This is a genomic window from Acinetobacter sp. LoGeW2-3 (genome assembly GCF_002688565.1).
Classification (GTDB): domain Bacteria; phylum Pseudomonadota; class Gammaproteobacteria; order Pseudomonadales; family Moraxellaceae; genus Acinetobacter.
The window spans coordinates 660,490-681,191 of the sequence record NZ_CP024011.1 but is presented as its reverse complement, the minus strand read 5'-3'; the positions used below and the strand labels follow the sequence as shown (position 1 = coordinate 681,191).

At 42.4% G+C, this 20,702-nt stretch carries 21 protein-coding genes; 6 read left to right on the top strand and 15 right to left on the bottom strand.

From position 1 onward, the window contains the following. Positions 1-79: 79 nt before the first annotated feature. The 4 genes from BS636_RS03290 to BS636_RS03275 form a co-directional block, all read right to left on the bottom strand. Positions 80-1,126, bottom strand: a complete 1,047-nt coding sequence (locus tag BS636_RS03290; RefSeq protein ID WP_099337499.1) for a DUF4105 domain-containing protein — start codon at positions 1,124-1,126, stop codon at positions 80-82. A 28-nt stretch (positions 1,127-1,154) separates the two neighbouring features. Beyond that, entirely contained in the window at positions 1,155-1,667 is a 513-nt protein-coding gene (locus BS636_RS03285; RefSeq protein WP_099337498.1) for a dihydrofolate reductase, read from the bottom strand. 95 nt (positions 1,668-1,762) lie between these two features. Further along, on the bottom strand, positions 1,763-2,605 hold the full coding sequence (gene thyA / locus BS636_RS03280) for a thymidylate synthase (RefSeq protein WP_099337497.1): 843 nt from the start codon (positions 2,603-2,605) through the stop codon (positions 1,763-1,765). Positions 2,606-2,775: 170 nt separating this feature from the next. Next, positions 2,776-3,267 (bottom strand): lipocalin family protein, encoded by a 492-nt coding sequence (locus BS636_RS03275; RefSeq protein WP_099337496.1) that lies wholly within the window; start codon positions 3,265-3,267, stop codon positions 2,776-2,778. A 418-nt stretch (positions 3,268-3,685) separates the two neighbouring features. Between BS636_RS03275 and BS636_RS03270 the strand changes: the two genes are divergently transcribed. Beyond that, positions 3,686-4,231: a CHAP domain-containing protein gene (locus BS636_RS03270; protein ID WP_099337495.1), complete on the top strand. Its 546-nt coding sequence runs from the start codon at positions 3,686-3,688 to the stop codon at positions 4,229-4,231. 26 nt (positions 4,232-4,257) lie between these two features. Here the strand turns inward: BS636_RS03270 and BS636_RS03265 are convergent, their stop codons facing one another. From BS636_RS03265 to lgt, 3 genes are all read right to left on the bottom strand, one after another. Next, complete coding sequence (locus BS636_RS03265; RefSeq protein WP_099337494.1) at positions 4,258-4,632, bottom strand: hypothetical protein; 375 nt, start codon at positions 4,630-4,632, stop codon at positions 4,258-4,260. After that, on the bottom strand, positions 4,625-5,014 hold the full coding sequence (locus BS636_RS03260; protein WP_099337493.1) for a hypothetical protein: 390 nt from the start codon (positions 5,012-5,014) through the stop codon (positions 4,625-4,627). Before BS636_RS03260 ends, BS636_RS03265 begins: the two co-directional genes overlap by 8 nt. A 94-nt stretch (positions 5,015-5,108) precedes the next feature. Next, positions 5,109-5,918, bottom strand: a complete 810-nt coding sequence (gene lgt / locus BS636_RS03255) for a prolipoprotein diacylglyceryl transferase (RefSeq protein WP_099337492.1) — start codon at positions 5,916-5,918, stop codon at positions 5,109-5,111. Between the two features lie 94 nt (positions 5,919-6,012). On the opposite strand from lgt, the gene BS636_RS03250 reads away from it, so the two are divergent. Both BS636_RS03250 and BS636_RS03245 read left to right on the top strand, forming a co-directional pair. Beyond that, positions 6,013-6,795 carry an NRDE family protein gene (locus BS636_RS03250; protein ID WP_099337491.1) on the top strand — a complete coding sequence of 261 codons (783 nt, stop codon included), beginning with the start codon at positions 6,013-6,015 and terminating at the stop codon, positions 6,793-6,795. Positions 6,796-6,907: 112 nt separating this feature from the next. After that, entirely contained in the window at positions 6,908-7,789 is an 882-nt protein-coding gene (locus tag BS636_RS03245; protein ID WP_099337490.1) for a permease, read from the top strand. A gap of 254 nt (positions 7,790-8,043) precedes the next feature. Here BS636_RS03245 and rdgB read toward each other — a convergent pair whose 3' ends face one another. Continuing rightward, the gene (gene rdgB, locus BS636_RS03240; protein ID WP_099337489.1) at positions 8,044-8,670 is read right to left on the bottom strand and encodes an RdgB/HAM1 family non-canonical purine NTP pyrophosphatase; all 627 of its coding nucleotides are present in this window, start codon (positions 8,668-8,670) and stop codon (positions 8,044-8,046) included. A gap of 119 nt (positions 8,671-8,789) precedes the next feature. Between rdgB and BS636_RS03235 the strand changes: the two genes are divergently transcribed. Beyond that, a complete protein-coding gene (locus BS636_RS03235) occupies positions 8,790-9,233 on the top strand; it encodes a GNAT family N-acetyltransferase (protein ID WP_099337488.1) in 444 nt (147 codons plus the stop codon). A gap of 35 nt (positions 9,234-9,268) precedes the next feature. Here BS636_RS03235 and BS636_RS03230 read toward each other — a convergent pair whose 3' ends face one another. The 7 genes from BS636_RS03230 to BS636_RS03200 form a co-directional block, all read right to left on the bottom strand. Beyond that, positions 9,269-9,859: a tetratricopeptide repeat protein gene (locus BS636_RS03230; RefSeq protein WP_099337487.1), complete on the bottom strand. Its 591-nt coding sequence runs from the start codon at positions 9,857-9,859 to the stop codon at positions 9,269-9,271. Then, the gene (gene metW, locus BS636_RS03225; protein ID WP_099337486.1) at positions 9,856-10,449 is read right to left on the bottom strand and encodes a methionine biosynthesis protein MetW; all 594 of its coding nucleotides are present in this window, start codon (positions 10,447-10,449) and stop codon (positions 9,856-9,858) included. Before metW ends, BS636_RS03230 begins: the two co-directional genes overlap by 4 nt. Then, positions 10,449-11,609, bottom strand: a complete 1,161-nt coding sequence (gene metX / locus BS636_RS03220; protein ID WP_099337485.1) for a homoserine O-succinyltransferase MetX — start codon at positions 11,607-11,609, stop codon at positions 10,449-10,451. Before metX ends, metW begins: the two co-directional genes overlap by 1 nt. A 111-nt stretch (positions 11,610-11,720) precedes the next feature. Then, positions 11,721-13,418, bottom strand: a complete 1,698-nt coding sequence (gene leuA, locus BS636_RS03215) for a 2-isopropylmalate synthase (protein ID WP_099337484.1) — start codon at positions 13,416-13,418, stop codon at positions 11,721-11,723. Between the two features lie 434 nt (positions 13,419-13,852). After that, positions 13,853-14,965 carry an alpha-hydroxy acid oxidase gene (locus BS636_RS03210; RefSeq protein WP_099337483.1) on the bottom strand — a complete coding sequence of 371 codons (1,113 nt, stop codon included), beginning with the start codon at positions 14,963-14,965 and terminating at the stop codon, positions 13,853-13,855. A gap of 36 nt (positions 14,966-15,001) precedes the next feature. Then, positions 15,002-15,685 (bottom strand): Fe2+-dependent dioxygenase, encoded by a 684-nt coding sequence (locus BS636_RS03205; RefSeq protein WP_099337482.1) that lies wholly within the window; start codon positions 15,683-15,685, stop codon positions 15,002-15,004. 115 nt (positions 15,686-15,800) lie between these two features. Further along, complete coding sequence (locus BS636_RS03200) at positions 15,801-18,062, bottom strand: TonB-dependent receptor (RefSeq protein ID WP_099337481.1); 2,262 nt, start codon at positions 18,060-18,062, stop codon at positions 15,801-15,803. Between the two features lie 495 nt (positions 18,063-18,557). On the opposite strand from BS636_RS03200, the gene tig reads away from it, so the two are divergent. After that, on the top strand, positions 18,558-19,889 hold the full coding sequence (tig, locus tag BS636_RS03195) for a trigger factor (RefSeq protein ID WP_099337480.1): 1,332 nt from the start codon (positions 18,558-18,560) through the stop codon (positions 19,887-19,889). Positions 19,890-20,084: 195 nt separating this feature from the next. Further along, positions 20,085-20,690 carry an ATP-dependent Clp endopeptidase proteolytic subunit ClpP gene (gene clpP, locus BS636_RS03190; RefSeq protein ID WP_099337479.1) on the top strand — a complete coding sequence of 202 codons (606 nt, stop codon included), beginning with the start codon at positions 20,085-20,087 and terminating at the stop codon, positions 20,688-20,690. The last annotated feature ends 12 nt before the right edge of the window (positions 20,691-20,702 follow it).

Here is a 20,702-nt window from a genome sequence, read left to right as displayed (position 1 = left end):
TACATCACTGTATATAAACAGAAAAAATAGAATGATACCAATACAATTTGTATCTTTTGGTTCACCCAAAAAGTGGATTTTATTGTGCTTGCGGAGCAGGTAATCCCTGACGAAGTAAAATAGAATACTGTTCGCTGCTGACCTGAGCAAACTCTTTCACCCTTGGATTGACATGCGCCTTGGCATACCAAGTGGTCAAGTCCCAATCCTGATTTAAGGCTTGCAGGTCATACATATAATTCGGCAAATAACCTGATGCAATCAGGCGATAATCGGTCGGTAAGGGTTTTTGTGAAACGGCTTGTACCATATCAAATACCAGTGTGGTGCAATTACTGGTCAAGGTGTTATACCACTTTGGCTGCTGCGCCAGATCATCGACCTTATTCAGATATTCTTTAAATAGCGCTTTGGCCTGATCCTGCGGCATATTCACCGGAAAGAAATAAACTTGCTCACCGCGGGTATTGCTACGTGTGTAGATAATATCGTGTTCATCCGCAGCGACCAGACTCAGTTCAAACTTGCGGAAGAAACCGCCAATGGCAGAAAAATCTTCATTTTTTTCTTTACGGATTTCGATGGAGAAGGTCAACGGTTTCTGATCAGCAAAGTCGAAACTTACCAAGGTATGGGCAATATGCGGCCCCATCCAGTAAGAGGTAATGACATTGACACCAGTGATCTGGTTTAAATCGAAGCTGCGGCTTTCCCAGCGCTCAATATATTTACCATTTGGCTGCCAGACAAAATTCCGCACATTATGCAGGGTAACTTGATCGCCTTGCTGTTCATAACTGAGAATACGGGCAACTTCAGGATTCCACTCCCGGTCCTGACGGGCATCCAGACTGAAATACCAGAACAGGCTAAACAGGAAAGCCAGAATATAAAGAATAGTATCAATGCCACGTGAGATTAGATGACGGCTAAAATAAATACCGAGAACGGCACAGGCTAAAACAATCCAAAGACCAATCAGTACAGAACTGCCAATTAGCCCTAAGGGTTGCTGCACCCAGATCGCCAGGCACAGCCAAAAACTCGAAGCAATCACAAACAGGGTAAATACTGCGTTTAGTAACCAGAATAGCCAGTGGGGTGCAGGATTTCCCTGTGCATGCATAGTGGAATCTTTAATTAAAAATTATTCTTTATTTTCTATAAGTTGCGAACTCAAAAGCAATCCCGGTTTTGTCGTCGATATGTGACTCGGAAGCAACCTTTTTGAACTCAACCGGAATTTCTGGGTAATAGGCATGACCTTGTACATCTAGTTCTACATGGGTCAGCTCCAGACGGTCAGCAATCGGCATGGTCTGTTTGAAGATTTCACCGCCACCAATAATGTAAATAGACTCTGGTTTTTCCGAAGCTTTTACATCTGCTATAGCCTGGGTCAAAGCATCTTCAATGGTATGCGCGACCTTAACGCCTTCAAAAGACCACTCAGCATCACGGGTAATCACCCAGTTCACGCGTTTAGGCAGGGCACGACCCATGGACTCAAGCGTTTTACGTCCCATTACAATTACACCGCCTTGGGTGATTTCCTTAAAGTGTTTGAGATCTGCTGAGATATGCCAAGGCAGGTCATTGTCCTTACCAATACAGCGCTGCTGATCCATTGCAACGACATGAACGACTTCTAAATCCTGAAATGCCATACCTATACTCAAAAACAAATAAAAATTATTGCTATTAAAATGCAAAATCCCACTTTAAGCAAAGTGGGATTTGAATTTTATTCGGTTTGGGAAATTTAAACCGCGACTGGCGCTTTAATTCCTGGATGGGATTCATAACCCACAATTTCAATATCTTCGAATTTGAAATCGAACAGATCTTTGATTTCAGGATTCAGTTTTAACTGACACAGACCAAGTGGTTCACGGCTAAGTTGAAGCTGTGCTTGTTCAAAATGGTTAGCATATAAGTGTGTATCACCACCGGTCCAGACAAAATCACCGACGTCCAGCTCACAGACTTGCGCGATCATATGGGTGAGCAGGGCATAGCTGGCGATATTAAATGGTACGCCTAAAAAAACATCCGCACTACGTTGATATAACTGGCAAGACAGTTTGCCATTATGTACGAAGAACTGGAACAAGGTATGGCAAGGTGGCAGCGCCACTTGACCTGCTTCATTCGGGTTCCAGCCAGACACGATCAGACGGCGTGAATTCGGATTGGTCTTGATTTCATTAACCAGCCATTTAATCTGGTCAAAACCATCATTGTTATAGCTACCATCTTCATTTTTAGTAGCGCCAAAGTTACGCCACTGATGACCATACACTGGACCAAGCTCACCTTCTGGGCGGCCAAAACGTGCAGTCTGTTCTGCAGTGGACCATTCATCCCAAATGCTGACTTTATTATCTTTTAGGTATTGAACGTTGGTATCGCCTTTCAGGAACCACAGCAGTTCAATCACAATCGAACGGAAGTGAACTTTTTTGGTGGTTAGTAAAGGGAAACCTTTGGAAAGATCAAAGCGCATTTGATGACCAAATACCGAACGCGTACCAGTACCGGTACGGTCGCCTTTATCGCCGCCGTTGTCGAGGATATGTTGTAAAAGGTCAAGGTATTGGCGCATAAGTCTCTCTTAAAATTCGTTGAAAAATTGCTTCTCTTTGAACTGAGCAATTTAAAATTGCGCTCATCATAACATTTTTTCAAAACTTCCACATCGACTGGAAAATGAATCTAGTTAAGAGAAAATGCAATAAAAAAGCACCCACAAAGGATGCCTTTTTACAGTCCACTTTAAGCAGTTGGCTTACCGGTATGTACCGTATCAATCAGATCAGACAGGTCATAACCGAGCGATTGTGCATAAGCCAGATATTCCTGTTTGGTCGCTTCATCAATGGTTGGGGTGCGGTGTAACAGCCATAGATATTTCATGCTTGGCTCACCGACCAATGCTGTTTGATAGTTACCATCCAGCTTCAATACCCAATAATCTCCCTTGGTAAATGGAACCCAGCGTAAGCCTTCTGGCAGGAAGCTGACTTCAAGTTTGGCATTCTCAGCATCGACAATGGTTGCTTCACCAATGGATTCATCCAGCTTGCCATCACCATCCAGACAGCGGTTCTGAACACGTACGGTACCACTTTCATTCAGGCTATAAACAGCTGAGATATCGGTACTGTCTTCAGGCTGATGTTTCATTGGCAGGCGGGCAATTTCATACCAGGTGCCTAAATATTGGGTGAGATTAAAATTTGAAACGGTCGGGATATCATGACTCATTATTTTCTCCGTTTTATTTCAGTCAATGTTTTCGTGCTCAATCAGTCTAAACATGAAGCTATTAAAAAGAAGATGTAATCATGTAGTGAAATGTTGTGTTTGTTTTCAATAAGATGCGATTACGTAGAGAACATGAAAAAGTGTTAATTAGCTCAGGATCTGACTAATTTTTATAATATTTTTGTCTAAAAATAGATCAATTAATCAATTTATTATTCAATAAAACTTAATAATAGACTTTTTTGTAACTGAATGGATTTTAATAATTCTATGCAGAATAGGAGTTTAGATTTAATTGATCAAATATTGATAAATTTTTTTACATTTTGAACGTGAAAAATAACATTAATGGGGCTAGTATTCGGACCTGTCAAAATATATGAACGCCTGCATAAGGGCGAGGAGTACTTGGTTTAATATGATTTATGATCATCAAGTGAATATGAGTGAAGTTCATGCTCCTGTTCAAGCGAACGTCATAATTCGTTCCCAGTCGGGAAAAAATTCCAAAGGTCAGTCACAACGCAAAGCAACTGAAACTGCCCGCAACAAAACGTCTGAATCACGTAAAACCTTTAGCGTGATGAACGGTCAGCGTTTTGATATTGAAAAATTCACCAATTATTTGCAAGGCATTACTCGCAATAAGAGTACCCAGATGTGTGCGCGTAGTATTCGCATCGGCCTGCAATCTTCAGGTGCTAAAATCGTAAACCACCCTGTCGCTGCAGCTGACTGGGGTAGCACCTTACAGCAATTGGGCTACCGCAAAATTAACCTGTCATTTGACCGTCCGAAAAAGGGTGATATCTATATCATTGACCGTACTTCACAACATAAGTATGGCCATATTGCCGCTTATTCAGGTTCGGCTTGGGTATCAGACTTTAGACAAGCAGGCTATGCGGTCTATCGCAGCCCAGAAGTGAAATACACTTACTATCGTCTGGATAATACGATTTAAGCCTACCTCTTCACGTGCGAAATGATTTAATCCTCGAAACGTTTCGCACGATTCCCGTAAATAGACACGATAAACAGTCCAATCGCACTAAAGCCCACACACTGCACAGCCAAAGCGATTTTGTGTTGTTCTGGTAGATAGCCAAACAAGGTGATTAGGGCAATCAGCGGAATACAGAAAAACAGTCGTGCGAAACCTTCCCGGTAAGGATTCTGCTCAGGTAATTTTAAGGCGATCGTCCGCAAGACATGATTGAGCATACCGATTCCTAGACTCATCCCCACATAAATCCAATCCAGTTCGGCAAAGGTTGATGCGTAATAAATTACTACACAGGTAGCAATACAGACAATTAACTTGATCTGCCGTGTACAACGTTCGGAATACCAGTAATTAAGCATGAGGCGGTGGCATATCCGTATTCTTATGCATTAATGAGAGTGGCGAGAACAGGCAAATGGAAATCGCCATAAAGCCAATCCCTTGAGCGCCTGCAACCAGGATCTCGCCATTTTTCATATTCATAAAGATTAATGAAAGTAACAGGGCTATTGGAATCCAGGTCAGCACCCGATAGAACAGGCCAGTTGGATTTTTTGCAGCAAAATGGATTTTGCAGTAACGGCAAATCAGGAAAATAATTCCGGTGCCAGCGAACATTAGAATCGCATCCAGTGGTAAAGGTTCTATCCAGTACAGCACTGCTGTCAGCACAGCAATCACGATAAAAATCAGTAATTTTTTAATGACAGAAATTTGCGGATTAAACCAGTATTCAAGCATGGCAACCGTGAAAATTTAAAAGAGTTGATCAGCACTTTAGCATATTTTAGATATAAAAAAGCGAGGCAGCTGCCTCGCAATATTTCAGGATGTCTTACACGTTTTTCTGTGGACCCCAGTCGTAAATTTTCTTCTGGTAGGCATACCATATCATCCATAGGCCAATCAGAATCATTGGTAGGCTGAGGAATTGTCCCTTACTCATCCAGGCAATAAATAGTTGACCATTGTCCGGTTCACGGAAGAACTCGACGATAAAACGTGCCAGACCATAGCCAATCAGGAATAGCGCAGAAACAGCCATACGTGGGCGCGGTTTAGAACTGAACCACCATAATACGATAAACAGAATCAGACCTTCACAGAGTGCCTGATAGAGTTGGGATGGATGACGAACCAATTGTAGCGGATCGGTTGGGAAAATCATGCCGAAGGCAAAGTTTGGATCAGTGACCTGACGACCATACAGTTCGCCACCGATAAAATTACCGATACGGCCAAACATTAGACCAGTAGGTACGCAAGGTGCGATAAAGTCCAAAGTCTGGAACCATGTCATTTTGTATTTCTTACACCACAGCAGCATCGCCAAGATTACACCCAGGAAACCACCGTGAAAGCTCATGCCACCCGTCCAGATCTGGAACAGCCACAATGGATCTGCCAGGAACTGGGAAAAGCCATAAAAGAATACATAGCCAACACGACCACCAATGATGACCCCAAGTGCCCCGAAGAAAATTAAATCCGAGACCATATCTGGTGTCCAGCCGCGTTGTTTAGCGCGATAAGTCGCCAGTCCCCAGGCAAATAAAAATGCCATCAGGTACATCAGTCCATACCAGTGGACCTGCAATGGCCCGAGCGAAATCGCTACGGGATCAATATTGGGATAGGTGAGCATGCATCTTCCTTTGTCATTCTGTTTTGTCCTGATTTTAGCCTAAACTTAGGAAAAATGTTGTACATTCAATGTGTAAAGATCTAGAGCATCAATTATGTGTATCGTCGCTTTGGCTTGGCGTGTACTGGATGACAAGCCACTTTGTCTGATTTCAAACCGGGATGAGTTCTATCAGCGTCCGACAGTTAGCCTGCATGCCTGGGAAAATAGCCCGATTATTGCCGGTCAGGATTTACAGTCTGGCGGTACCTGGATGGGTGTGACTGCTTCAGGAAGATGGGCGGTGATTACCAATTTCCGTGATGGCAATGACAAGAATAATTATCCGACTTCACGTGGCCATATTATTCAGAATTTTCTGGAGTCGGAGCTTACCCCGATCCGTTTTGCTCAAGAGCTGGAAAAGCAGCAATGTGATTATGCCGGCTTTAACCTGTTCGTCGGTGATCGTGAACAGGCAATTTATATGAGTAACCGTGGTGAAGCGCCGCAAGTGCTGGCACATGGCGTGTATGTAGTGTCTAATGGCTTGCTGACTGAACATTGGGAAAAGACCCGACATTTACGCAAGCGTTTTACACAAGAATTCCTGCCGATGATGCAGCATCCCGATACACCTAAGGCTGACCTGTACTATGCGGTATGGGATATTCTGGAAGATGAACGCAAGATCATTCCGGAGCTATTACCGAAGACCGGGATCTCGCATGAAATGGAACAACTATTATCTTCGACCTTTATTCAAAGTCCAGTGTATGGCACGCGCTGTTCCAATTTCCTCAGAATGAAAACCGATGAATGGCAATGGCTGGAAAAATCCCAACAGGGTGAAACAGCAGGGCAGATTGTCGAGCAAGTCATTCCGATCACTACATAAATAACAGTATTGGTGATGAGATTTATAAAAAGATCAGTTTAATCATCAAGCTCTGAGTATAGAGAGGTGTGCTAGGATGAAACCTGTCTATTATTACTGACTCTATCTTTCTATGGCACTGCTCCTACCACTTATTTCATTTCTAATTGGATTCTGGGGCGTCCATTATTTAAAACCAATTCGCCCGTTTATGGCTGCCTTACTGGCACGCCTGCTGATCCCGTTAATTGTGATTTACAACATGGTGTTCTATAAGCAGGGCAGTCTGTGGCTAATTGGCTTTAGTATTTTTAGTTCGATCTTCCTGTTTGGACTGTTCTATCTTTTTTCCAAAGATAAATTACGTGCACTGTGTTTTAGTTATCTCAATGGAGTCTGGTTGGGTTTTCCTTTTGCCTTAGCTGTATTTGGTCCGGATGCCTTAAATACTATTGTTGCTCTTTATATTGGCGGTTCTTTATTTGGCAATGTCAGTGCTGTAGTCGCTGTTAGTCCTGATAAGCAGGATCCCCAATTCATTATTAAAAATATGCTGAAGTCTCCACCAGTAATTGCACTTACCGTCGCTGCAATTCTGTCATTCTGGGATTTCACTGCTTATGAATCGCATCCAGTGATTCAATGGAGCTATGCAGCCAACAAGTTTCTGGTGACTTTTGCCGGTATGTGTATTCTGGGAATGTGGCTGAGTAAAGTCCGGATTCAACTGAGTGATTTAAAACGTAGTTTGATCTTGATCAGCGGTCGTTTTGTGCTGGCTCTAGGTCTTGCTGCAGGTGCTTATTTCTTGCTGCCGATTCCGCATCAAATCCTGACTTATGCTGTTTTGATGATGTATTTCCTGCTTCCACCCGCAGCAAATATTGTGGCACTCGAAACTCATTATCAAGGTACAGGCTATTCTGCGAAATATATCGCTTCAGGCACCATTGCCAGTGCGATATTGATTGGAATGTATGGGGTGGTGGTGCATGCGTTGGTGCCGGGTTTATAAATAAGGAAAGTCCCCCTTTGAAAAAGGGGGACTTAGGGGGATTAAACGTCTTTTAAACGTCTTATAGAAATGAACAAGACTTTAGCATCAGGAGAGAGTCGTATAGAAGAATCCCTCCCAACATCCCTTTAATAAAGGGAGGAGTTTTTCTCTCTTTCCTATGGGAGATGAGCAGCATCATGAGGGTTATTTTTATAATGACCTCTCTCTAACTCCCTCCTTTTAGGAGGGAGGACTCCTTTTAAAAATTAGATTTATTTTTCCAAACTCGCCTTAAGCAGTTGCATTGCCTGGCCACGATGACTGATTTTATTTTTCTCTTCTTTGCTCATTTCAGCACTCGCAATACCCAGTTCGGGTAGCCAGAATAGCGGGTCGTAGCCAAAGCCATTTTCACCACGCGCTGCTTCTAAGATTTCACCTTTCCAAATACCTTGGAAGATTTGTGGTAATGGATCCTCGGCATGCTGAACTAGAGCAAGAACACAGACGAACATACCTTCAATCGCTTCGCCATCTTTGCGCAGTGGTTTCAGGTTAGCCAGTAATTTTTCATTATTCGCAGCATCATTGCCATGTTCACCGGCATAACGTGCTGAATAGATGCCAGGTGCCCCGCCAAGAACTGGCACGCAGATACCTGAATCATCAGCAATTGCAGGTTTGCCAGAAATCTTAGACGCATGACGTGCTTTGATAATGGCATTTTCAACAAAACTCAAACCATCCTCAACGGCATCTTCAATATTCAGTTTGCCCTGCGGAATTACTTCCACTGGAAGCTTGAGTTCTGCAAACATTTTCTCAAATTCTGCAATTTTGCCCTTATTGTTACTTGCAAGAACGAGAGTTCCTTGAGATAACCAGTCCTGAGACGCCATAGTTGTGCTCTTTGTATCAATAAATATGCCGCTATTTTAACGGATTTTTAGTTCGTGATTTAGTATAGGACTGATTTTGTAGATTTGAATTAAACAATAATAAAATTAGGAAATAAATTGTGATTAGAAGAGCCAAGTTACAAGATAGTAAAGCCATCCAATACCTGATTCAGCCCTATATTTCTGAGTTTGCCATTTATACAGAAGGTGAGCAGAAATTCAGTCAGTCTGCTCTGGAAAATCTCTTGCAACAATCGGAAGTCCATTACTTTGTGTATGAAAGAGCCAGCAAAATAATTGGCGTAATTGCTTATAGAGAACCGGCACATATCGTTCATTTCTTTATAGACCAGGCTGATCAAGGACAGGGAATTGGTCGATTATTATGGAATCATTTACTGCAACATCTGGAAAATGGTAATCATCAGCAGATCAGTGTCAATTCGAGTTGTAATGCTGTTGCCGTATATGAAAAATTTGGCTTTGAGTGTATTTCAGATGTTTGTGAATTTGGAGGCTTGCGCTTTATTAAAATGCTTAGGCTCAAATCCTCCTGTGCATAAAAAAGCACCCGAAGGTGCTCTTTAATACATTCAGCTTATTGTGCCTGAATCCATTTATCTGCACGGTCACGTGCCTGACGGATCTGTTCCTGAGTCAGGTTCGCTGCCAAAGCAGTTTTTTTACCTTCAGAAAGCGTAATCACTTTATTGTCCAGCATGCCATCACGAGTAGAAAGTTCATACCACTGGTAAGCACCCATGTAGTTTTTCTTTTTCTCTTCCATCATGGCAAGATTAAAGCTGGCACGGTTATCACCACGGCTAGCTGCCTTTTCGAAGTATTGACGCGCTAAAGCTTCATCTTTCTTGATGCCAATCCCATCAGCCAGCATACGGCCAACATTCAACTGAGCAACTGCCAGACCTTGATCGGCTGCTGCTTTATACCAGGCAAAAGCTTGACGTTCATCTTTCTGTACATCTTTGCCATATTGGTATTTGGTGGCTAAATAAAACTGTGCACCTGGCTGTCCTGCCTTCGCTGCCTTGATCAGGCTATTGATATCCATAATAGAATATTGTGCGGCTTGACTTGCTACAGAAGGTGCTGGCGCAACATAGTCTGCATGGGCCTGAAAGCTAAAAAGTCCAGCCAGTAGCGTCGTACTTAGTAATAATTTTTTCATAGAGCGCTCACTCGATAAATTGCGACTTCACCAAACAGATTAGGGAGGTGCTTGCTGAGCATGCTACCTTGTTGGTCCCCATTTACAGCGAGTCGGTTAATAATTTTAATGTTATTTTCCGCGCAAAGTGCTTCAAAGTCACGGAAGGTACATAAGTGGATGTTCGGCGTGTTATACCACATATACGGTAAAGCTTCCGAAACAGGCATTTTCCCTTTAAGTGCCAAGAAAGAACGGGTCTTCCAATGCGCAAAGTTTGGGAACGTAATAATCGCCTGTTTACCCACCCGCACCATATCACGCAATAAAACGTCCGGTGCATCTACAGCTTGCAAGGCCTGTGCCATGACAACATAGTCAAAAGACTGGTCTGCAAAACGACTTAATCCCAGATTTAAGTCCTGTTGGATGATATTTAACCCACGACTGACTGCAATTGCAATCTTTTCTTGATCAATTTCTAATCCATATGCGCGAATATTGTGCTTTCTGCTCATATGAGCCAGTAATTCACCATCACCACAGCCAAGGTCAAGGACACGTGAACCCGGGTTAATCCAACGTTCTGCCAGTTGTTGATCAATACGCATTACACAGCCTCCTTCGGTGTTGATTTTAACAGTTCTTCACCACCCAGGAAGGCACGTAGTGACTTCACATATAGCGGGATTGGGAATAGGAAGGAGTCATGGCCTTGTTCAGCATCAATATCTACGTAGCTGACAGGCTTATGATTGGTAATTAAGGCATCCACGATTTCAACAGAACGTGAAGGCGAGAAACGCCAGTCAGTCGTGAAAGAGACCACCAGGAATTTACACTTGGTTTGGGCCATCGCTTTGACCAATGATTGCTGATATTCACGTGATGGATCAAAGTAATCCAATGCCTTGGTCATGATCAGGTATGTATTGGCATCAAAGTTACGGCTAAATTGCTCGCCTTGATAGCGTAAATAGCTTTCCACCTGGAATTCCACATCGAAACCATACATGAATTTTCCAGACTTCAGGTCACGACCAAATTTCTGTTTCATGGCTTCTTCAGACAGGTAAGTAATATGACCGACCATACGAGCCAGAATCAGACCACGTTTTGGATAGCTGTCATGTTCCAGATAACGACCATTGTGGAAATCAGGATCAGATAAAATTGACTGACGTGCCACCTCGTTAAAGGCAATATTCTGTGCAGATAATTTAGGTGCGCTGGCAATAATTACACACTTTTGCAGACGATCTGGATAATCCACTGACCATTGCAATGCCTGCATACCACCCAAAGAACCACCGATGATGGAATACCACACATCAATACCCAAACGGTCAGACAGCATCGCTTGGGTTTTTACCCAGTCACGTACAGTCACCAATGGAAAATCCGGCCCATAAGGACGATTGTCATTTTCAGGGTTTGGTGAAGTTGGGCCGGTTGAACCACTACAGCCACCAATATTATTCAGGGCAACGACGAAGAATTTATTGGTATCAATTGCCTTGTTTGGGCCAATACAGGCATCCCACCAGCCTGGTTTTTTATCATCTTCATGATGATAACCTGCGGCATGATGATGACCAGAAAGGGCATGACAGATCAAAATGGCATTCGACTTATCTGCATTCAGTTCACCATAAGTTTCTACCATCAGTTCGAAACGGGGGAGGATGCGTCCGCATTCAAGCTCTAGCGGCTCTTCAAATTGGAACTTTTGTGGGGTAACAAGGCCCACTGAGTCTGCTGAAAAAGACACGGGAGTAATTCGCCTTAAATCTTTAGTATGAATAATAAAAGGATACCACTTGCGGGTATCCTTCTAAAGTCATTTTAGTGCTATGAATGATTGTTAATTTTGATACCGGGCTTAGACGGCAGCAGCAATCACCTGTTCAGTGCTTAACACGCCCTCATCGATCAGGCGGTTGGTACATGCGATAATCGCTTCAATTGAAGAGGTCACGATGTTGTCATGTACGCCAGCGCCAAAGGCAGATTTACCAGTACCTTTCACTTGAAGTTCAACCAATGCCAAGGCTTTGGCATGCGCACCTGAACTGATGCTACGTTCTTCATAGTTCAATACGTCAATTGGTAATTGTAATGCGTCCAAGATTGCAGAGATTGGACCATTACCCTCACCACGTAAGTGCTGAGTTTCACCATTGACTTCAATATCCAGCTCAATCACTTGATTGCCATTTTCATCTGACAACTTGTAGTTTTTCGCAGAATAATGGGCATCTTTCGCAGCAACATATGTCTCTTTGAATAAGCTCCAGATCGCTTGTGCTGAAATTTCAGTACCATCTTCATCAGTTTTTTGCTGCACGATTTGCGAGAATTCGATCTGTAAACGACGTGGCAAGGTCACGTTGTAGTTCGATTCTAACAAGTAAGCAATACCACCTTTACCAGACTGTGAGTTCACACGAATGACAGCGTCATAGTCACGGCCCAAGTCTTTTGGATCGATTGGCAAGTAAGGCATATCCCAGATTTCTTCGTTTTTCTGGAATTCAAAACCTTTTTTGATTGCATCCTGGTGTGAACCAGAGAATGCTGTGAAGACCAAGTCACCCGCATATGGATGACGTGGGTGTACAGGTAAGCCAGTACATTCTTCAACAGTCGCAATGATTTCGTTGATGTTTGAGAAATCCAAGTTTGGGGCAACACCTTGGGTATACATGTTCAAGGCAATTGCTGCTACGTCTACGTTACCCGTACGTTCACCATTACCAAATACACAACCTTCAACACGGTCAGCGCCAGCCATAATCGCCAATTCAGACGCTGCGATACCACAGCCACGGTCATTGTGACAGTGAACTGAAATGATCACGCCGTCGCGACGCTCGATGTTACGGTGCATCCATTCAACCTGATCGGCATACACGTTTGGTGTAGAGACTTCTACAGTTGCCGGCAAGTTTAAGATCACTTTATTGGTCGGAGAAGCTTCCCAGATTTCAGTTACTGCATCGCAGACGTCTTTCGCCACTTCCAATTCAGTTGCAGAGAAACATTCAGGGCTGTACTGGAAGACAAATTCAGTTTCAGGCTGTTTCGCTGCGTATTCTTTCACTTTTTGCGCTGCATTAATCGCTAACTGTTTTGCACCTTCAACGTCTACGTTCAAGACTTTTTGACGGAATGTTGGCGAGTTTGAGTTATAGATATGCACGATCGCGCGTTTTGCACCTTGTAAAGATTCAAAAGTACGTGCGATTAAATGGTCACGTGCCTGAACCAATACTTCAATGTATACGTCATCCGGAATGTGACCTTCTTCGATCAATTTACGGGTGAAGTCGAAATCAATTTGCGATGCAGACGGGAAGCCGATTTCAATATGTTTGAAACCGATTTTCACCAACATCTGGAACATTTTGAACTTCTGCTCGATGTTCATTGGCTCGAAGATCGCCTGGTTACCATCACGCAGGTCAGTACTCATCCAGATTGGCGCTTTAGTGATTTCATTGTTCGGCCATTGACGGTCTGGTAAGTCCACACGTTGATACATGCGACGGTATTTTTTATTTGGATCAGCCAACATCATGAGAGAGCTCCTTAGGTAGCCTGGCATACTCGCTTGGTGTAGCAGTTGCTCGGTCTACAGCATAGATTTTGTCTATATATTCGTTTACAGGCAGGTGAGGGTAAATTGGATCAATCCTGTATTTTTTTAAGTCTTGATCATCAGGATCGACCAAACACCTGCATGGTGAACCTATAATTAAATTTTAGTCCAGAAAACGTGAAAAGTTTTTGCTTTTTCTATGGATTTTAGTCGTATCTTAAAAAAGATTTTCTTATAAAGTTGTTAATTGGGAAAATATTTCTATGATCTATTTTAATCTTGTTGGAATTTCCTAAAATTAAGCTATAAGGCTAAAATATTTCTTTATATGATAGCTTGAGTGCTGCTTTTTGAGCAACGGATGTACTGCTTCATTGAAGCCAGAAAATAAAGGGAAATCCCATGGATTCAGACTATCCTTCAAATCCACTAAATAAACAGCTTGGTTGAATATCCGTGACAGTGGCGGTTCCCATTAAGGCCATGGTGATTTCAAATTCTTCTTTCAGAATTTTAATCACGTGTGCTACGCCTAAAGCTCCAGCAGTCGCTAGGCCATAAATATAAGGACGGCCAATCAGCACCGCAGAAGCACCTAGGGCAATTGCCTTAAATACATCAGACCCACGACGGATGCCGCCGTCATAAAGTAGCGCAAAATCTGCTGGTACCACTTTTTTAATCAACTGGAGTGCAATCAGTGGCGAAATGCAGGTATCCAGCACACGACCGCCATGATTAGAAATGATCAGACCTTTTACGCCATGCTGAATGGCGAGCTGGGCATCCTGTGGATGTATGATTCCTTTGAGAATAACGGGTAGGTTGGTTTGTTGCACGATCCAGGCAATATCCTCCCAGTTCGGAGCAATCTTCATTAGCCCATTAAAAACCGGATGCTCACCCTCTTTTAATTCGGGCAGGGGAATATGTGTGGGCGTATGCGGATGTTGCATCCCTTCAGGTAAATGGAAAAAAGCACGACGCTCCCGATCGCGGATCCCGGTATGCGGTGAATCCACCGTAATCACCAGCGCCGTATAATTATGGGCTTCGGCCATTTTTACCAAAGCTAAAGATTTTTCCCGGTCACCTTGCCAATACAGCTGGAACCATTTGTGTGGATTCTCCCGTTTCAGCGCTCGCATATCAGTATTGGTAAAGGTGCTGAGAATGATATTGCTGCCCATCACTTCTGCGGCAAGGGCAGAAGCTGCCTCGGCTTCAGGGTGAAACTGCTGCTGATGTCCAATTGGTGCTAGAAAAATGGGATGTGGAAATTTCTGTCCAAAAATCTCAATTTCAGTGCTGCCATGAGTCAAGTCTTTGAGCATGCGTGGTAACAGTTGAATATCCTGAAACTGCTGCAGGTTGCCCCGGACACTGACTTCATCCATGGAACCGCCCTGCAAATAATCCCAAACCATGCCGGACAGATATTTTTCTGCCTCAACTTTATAGTCTGCAATAGTCTGCAGGTAGGCTGGAATCTGGGTCAGGGGCGGCAGGATATTTTTTTTAGTCATGTATGGCTCAGCTTTTATAAATGATCAGTGCGTGATTTAAATCTCAGCCCATTTGCGGATCAGGTTATGGTACAGACTGGTGAGTTTCACCACTTCTGCATGCGCATCACCAAGTTCCATTCTGAGGTTTTGAATGCTCTGATCCAGATTAAACAGCATATGTCGATTTGCATCATCCCGAATCATGCTTTGCAGCCAGAAAAATGAAGCAATCCGGCAGCCTTTGGTCACAGGTGTCACTTCATGTACGCTGGTGGAAGGATAGAGGATTAGATCCCCAGCCGGCAGTTTGACTTCATGATAGCCATAAGTATCTTCAACCACGAGTTCACCACCTTCATATTCTTCGGGTTCACTCAGAAAAATGGTACAGGATAAATCGGTACGGATACGTTGATTAGTGCCCTGAACCTTGCGGATGGCATTATCAACATGAAAACCAAAAGTTTCGCCATTTTCATAACGATTAAAATAAGGCGGCAAAATTTGCAGGGGAAGGGCAGCAGAAGTAAATAAGGGATTTTGTCCTAATGCCGCCAGAATAATGTCACCTAAATGTTGGGTTAAAGGATGATCTTCCGGGAGCTGCTGATTTTGTTTTACGTTTGCGGAAAGTGATCCTGTGGTTTTTTTGCCATCAATCCAGTCGACTTTTGCCATTTCATTACGAAAATATTGGACCTGTTCTTTGCTTAAAACATTTGGGATATGGTAAATCACAGCAAGACCTTCCGAAAATATAATGAGTTTTTATGATGACAGCATATACAAAAATAGCCTCTGTGCAGAGGCTATTTTAGATGAAATTCCTTATATAAAATAAGGGATTTTCAACTTAGTATTTAAAGTTCAGAGAAAGGACTGCACTACGACCTTCTGCTTCAGTGGCATAGTGGGACGTATTTGCTTTACTGAAATAACGCTCATCGGTCAGGTTGTTTACATTCAATTGTAAGTCAACATTCTGGTTCACGTTATAACGTGCCATCGCATCGTAACGCACATAACCTGGAACATATTTGGTGTTGTCGGCATTACCGTAAACTTTATCCATAGCAACCGCGCCAGCACCAATAGTGAAAGCAGGAGTGAGGTCATAAGTCGTCCAAAGTGTTGCCGAGTTTTTCGCAACGTTCTGAACCTGGTTACCATCATTCGTACCAGCACCATCATCGACAATTTCACTATCTAAATAAGTATAGCCAGCTGAAACTGCCCATTTATCTGTGATATTGCCATTCGCTCCAAGTTCAAGACCATCTACACGTGTTTCACCGATATTACGGGTAAAACCATCGGTATCCGTCGCTCGAGTATTGGTTTTTTCAGTACGGAAAATTGCCGCAGTCAGATTTAGTCTATCATCAAATAAATCCCATTTTGTACCCAATTCCATGGTACGAACTTCCTCAGGTTTAAGGTTGTTCATAGCTTGAGCTTGTTCTTCAGTTGTATTACGGCCAGGTACAGAAATTCCTTCTGAACCATCAGCTGCATCTACGCCTACTGGATTGGCGGAAGTTGCATAGCTTGCATAGATAGAGCCATTTTCTAATGGTTTATACGTTACGCCTGCTTGGTAATTAAAGAAATCATTGTCACTTGAATATTTTGTATTTGAAGCATGAATTGTTTGTTCAGTTTCAAATTTATCCCAGCGAACGCCTAGATCTAATAACCATTGTGGATTTAATTCAATATTATCGAGTAAATAGATGCCAGTACTTTCTGTTTCTGTTGTACTTGCTTTTGGTGCGGCAGCGATTGAGCCTAACCAAGGATCTCTTGAATTAGGCTGGTAGGCATTGGTACACCAGAAGTTAGACGTGGAGCCAGTAAGACCTGAACAGCCACTAGGAGCATTTATGTTTGGTGTGCCGTTAGGAAGAGTTGTTGTCGTTGCGCCCAGGTCGGTTAGGTTATAGCTACCTTTATCAGACTCTTGGCGAGAATACTCTACACCTGTGTTAAAGTTATGGTTTAAAGCACCTGTATTGAACTTACCTGCTAAAGAAAGTTGATCAGTAAAGGTTTCAGTATCTGTAATACGTGTATTCGCGCGACGAACCACTTGACCATTGGCAATATTTAATTTTGAATCATCTGGTTGTGTCCAGATATAGTCATTTTTAGATTTGCCATACACAGCGGTATTACTGATAGTTAGATCATCAGTTAAATCATGCTCTACTTTTATGGTGCCAATCTGGTTTTCCTGCTTCTGGAAATCACGGTCTAGCCAGCCATAATAAATACCTTGTTTAGCATTAAGAGGCTTACCAGTTGCAGAGTTATCTTTAGAATTCCAATAAGGTACACCTGAATCAGGAGTATCATCTGTTTTTAAGTAGTAATAACTTAAAGTCGCACGGGTAGGGGTATCTAAGCCAAAAGTAATACTTGGCGCAATACCAGCACGTTTATATTCAGCACCGTCTTTTTGACCGGCTTTTTCATTATGATGACCCATTACAGCCACACGTGCGGCAATGCCGTTACCAAAATCCTTGTTACCGTCTAAAGTAATGCGTTGGTAATTATCAGTACCGCCAGCAACAGAACCCTCTAAAGAATCGCCCGCTTTAGCGACTTTAGAAATCATGTTGATGCTACCGCCAGTGGTACCAGCGCCACCCATTGCAGATGCAGAACCTTTGGTGACTTCAACCTGTTCTACTGCAAACATCTCACGGTTTTGTGAAGTCGCACTACGTACGCCATCTACATACATCGAGCTTTCAGAATTATAACCACGGATAAATGGACGGTCGCCATTCGGGTTGCCACCTTCACCAGCACCTAAGGTAATGCCAGGCACAGTACGTAAAGCGTCAGCAAGTGTAGTCACTTGAGTATCTTCAATGATTTGTTTGGAAATCACCGATACAGATTTAGGCGTATCCAATAACGGTGCAACAAATTTCTTATTTGCTGAATTATCTACTTTTAAGCCTTGTTCTTTTTCAGCCGCAACTTCTTGATGGATCGTTTCAAGTTGAATAACTTGATCTTCCGCAACGGCGTTCATTGCGATCATAGAAAGAGATGACGCGATCGCAGAGGAAACGATTTTTTTACGTGACTTGATGAATGACATGTGGAACCCGAAGGATGCTTATTTGTGTATGCGAATAATAATGATTCTTATTTAATTTAAGAATTGCATATTCATAGTAAATGACTATTAATAATTAATAGTTAAATGGTTTATTGAATCCATGATCATGAGAATCATGTATAAGTTTTTGTATTTTATATAAATCTAAATAATAGATCGTTATTGTTTTTTTTATTGGGAATTCTAGGGATTTCATTTTTGATAACTAAAATAAACGAAATCTTCTTAAAAACTCTATAAAAAGCTGTAATCGCCTACAGAGTTCTATTTAAATTTGGAGAATGTTCATCCTGAATTAAAATAATTTTAAGTAAAAGCTGATTTGCAGCGAAAAGGGTAGGCTTTTAAGCAAAAGTTGCTGTTTATAACAACAAAAAACATGATTAAGACGTTGTGTTTTGTATATCTGCAAATGTTGTCATATAATGTGGCACATTTTTATAAACCTGTTATTACCAAAATATAGAGGAAGCCATGCAAGTAACTTCTGAAGCGGTTTCGGGCGTTGCCCGTCGTTTGAATGTATCTGTACCGACGAGCCGTATTAATGAGCAATTTGAAGCTCGCTTGAAACGCACAGCTAAGACTGCGAAAATCAACGGCTTCCGTCCAGGTAAAGTGCCTTTGAACGTTATTCGTCGTGAATACGGTGCTGGCATTTACCAAGAAGTAGTAAATGACATCATTCGTGACACAGTTTTCGAAGCTATCCAACAAGAGAAAATCAACGCTGTTGGTATGCCAAACATCGAAAAAACTGAAATGAAAGATGATGCTTTAGTTTATGAAGCAACTGTAGAGGTTTATCCAGAAGTTGAAGTGAAGTTCGAAGGTCTTGAAGTTGAACGTAATGAAGCTGAAGTAAACGACAAAGACGTTGAGAAGATGATCGAAAATCTTCAAAAACAACGTGCTGCTTGGGCTGAAACTAAAGGCATGGCGAAAAAAGACATGCAAGTAACTTTCGACTTCGAAGGTACTGTTGATGGCGAAAAATTTGAAGGCGGCGCTGCGCAAGACTTTAAACTAGTTTTAGGTTCTGGTCGTATGATCCCTGGCTTCGAAGACGGCATCGTTGGTATGAAGAAAGGCGAAGAGAAAGTTATTGATGTAACTTTCCCAGAAGATTACCAAGCTGAAAACCTTGCTGGCAAACAAGCTCAATTCAAAATCACTGTGAAACTTGTTGAAAAACAGAAACTTCCAGAAATTGATGCTGAATTCCTGCAAATCTTCGGTATCTCTGAAGAAGACGGCGTAGAAAAACTGAAAGCTGACGTTCGTAAAAACATGGAACGTGAAGTGAAAAACGGTCTTCGCAACCAAGTTAAAGGCGCAACTTTTGATGCGCTTGTAGCTGCTAACGAAGTTGAAATTCCAGCTGCAATGCTTGCTCAAGAAGTTGACCGTCAACGTCAACAAATGATCCAGCAGTTCACTCAACAGTTCGGTGCTCAAGGCGCGAAAGCATTTGATTCAAGCATGCTTCCAGACGAACTGTTCAAAGAACAAGCTGAAAAATCAGTAAAACTTGGCGTATTGGTAAGCAAAGTACTTGCTGAAGCGAAAATCGAAGTTGATCAAGCACGTGTAGAAGCTTACATCGAAGACATGGCTTCTTCTTACGAAGATCCAACTGAAGTGATCGAATACTTCAAAAACGACAAGCAACAACGCGCTCAAATCGAAGCAGTGGTTCTTGAAGACCAAGTTGTTGATCACATCCTAGCTGCTGCTAAAGTGACTGACACTAAGGTTAGCTATGAAGACCTATTGAAAGCTCAGCAAGCTCGCCAACAAGGCTAAGTTTAGCTGGTCATAAAAAAGGCGCTTTAAGCGCCTTTTTTTAATACTTTAGCTTTCATTGGCCTAATCAGTTTTTCACAAAACTAATGCAAAAAATATGATGGTTTTATTGGCGATTATTTTGCAATTTCATTGATTATCCCTCATATTGTAATTATGGATTGAGTCACAAAAAATTTAGGAATAAATAAACCTATGCATGTTCCAACGATTGAAAACGCTTTAGTTCCAATGGTGGTAGAACAATCATCTCGCGGTGAACGTTCTTTTGATATTTATTCACGTCTTTTACGTGAGCGGGTAATTTTCTTGACTGGTGAAGTTGAGGACAACATGGCCAACCTGATCGTTGCGCAAATGCTGTTTTTAGAAGCTGAAAATCCTGATAAGGATATTCATCTTTATATCAACTCACCAGGTGGTTCGGTGACTGCAGGTATGGCGATTTACGATACCATGCAATTCATTAAGCCGGATGTTGTGACTTATTGTATGGGCCAAGCCGCATCAATGGGTGCATTCCTGCTGAATGCGGGCACAAAGGGCAAACGTTATTGCCTTGAAAATGCCCGTGTCATGATTCACCAGCCATTGGGTGGTTTCAAAGGTCAGGCATCTGATATCGAAATCCATGCCCGTGAAATCCTGTTTATCAGAGAGCGTTTAAACCGTCTGATGGCAGAGCATAGTGGCCAGGACTTCGACAAAGTCGCACGTGATACTGACCGTGATAACTTTATGACTGCTCAGCAAGCGAAAGAATATGGTCTCGTGGACGAAGTTCTAACGAAACGTCCATAAGTTTGAAAGATT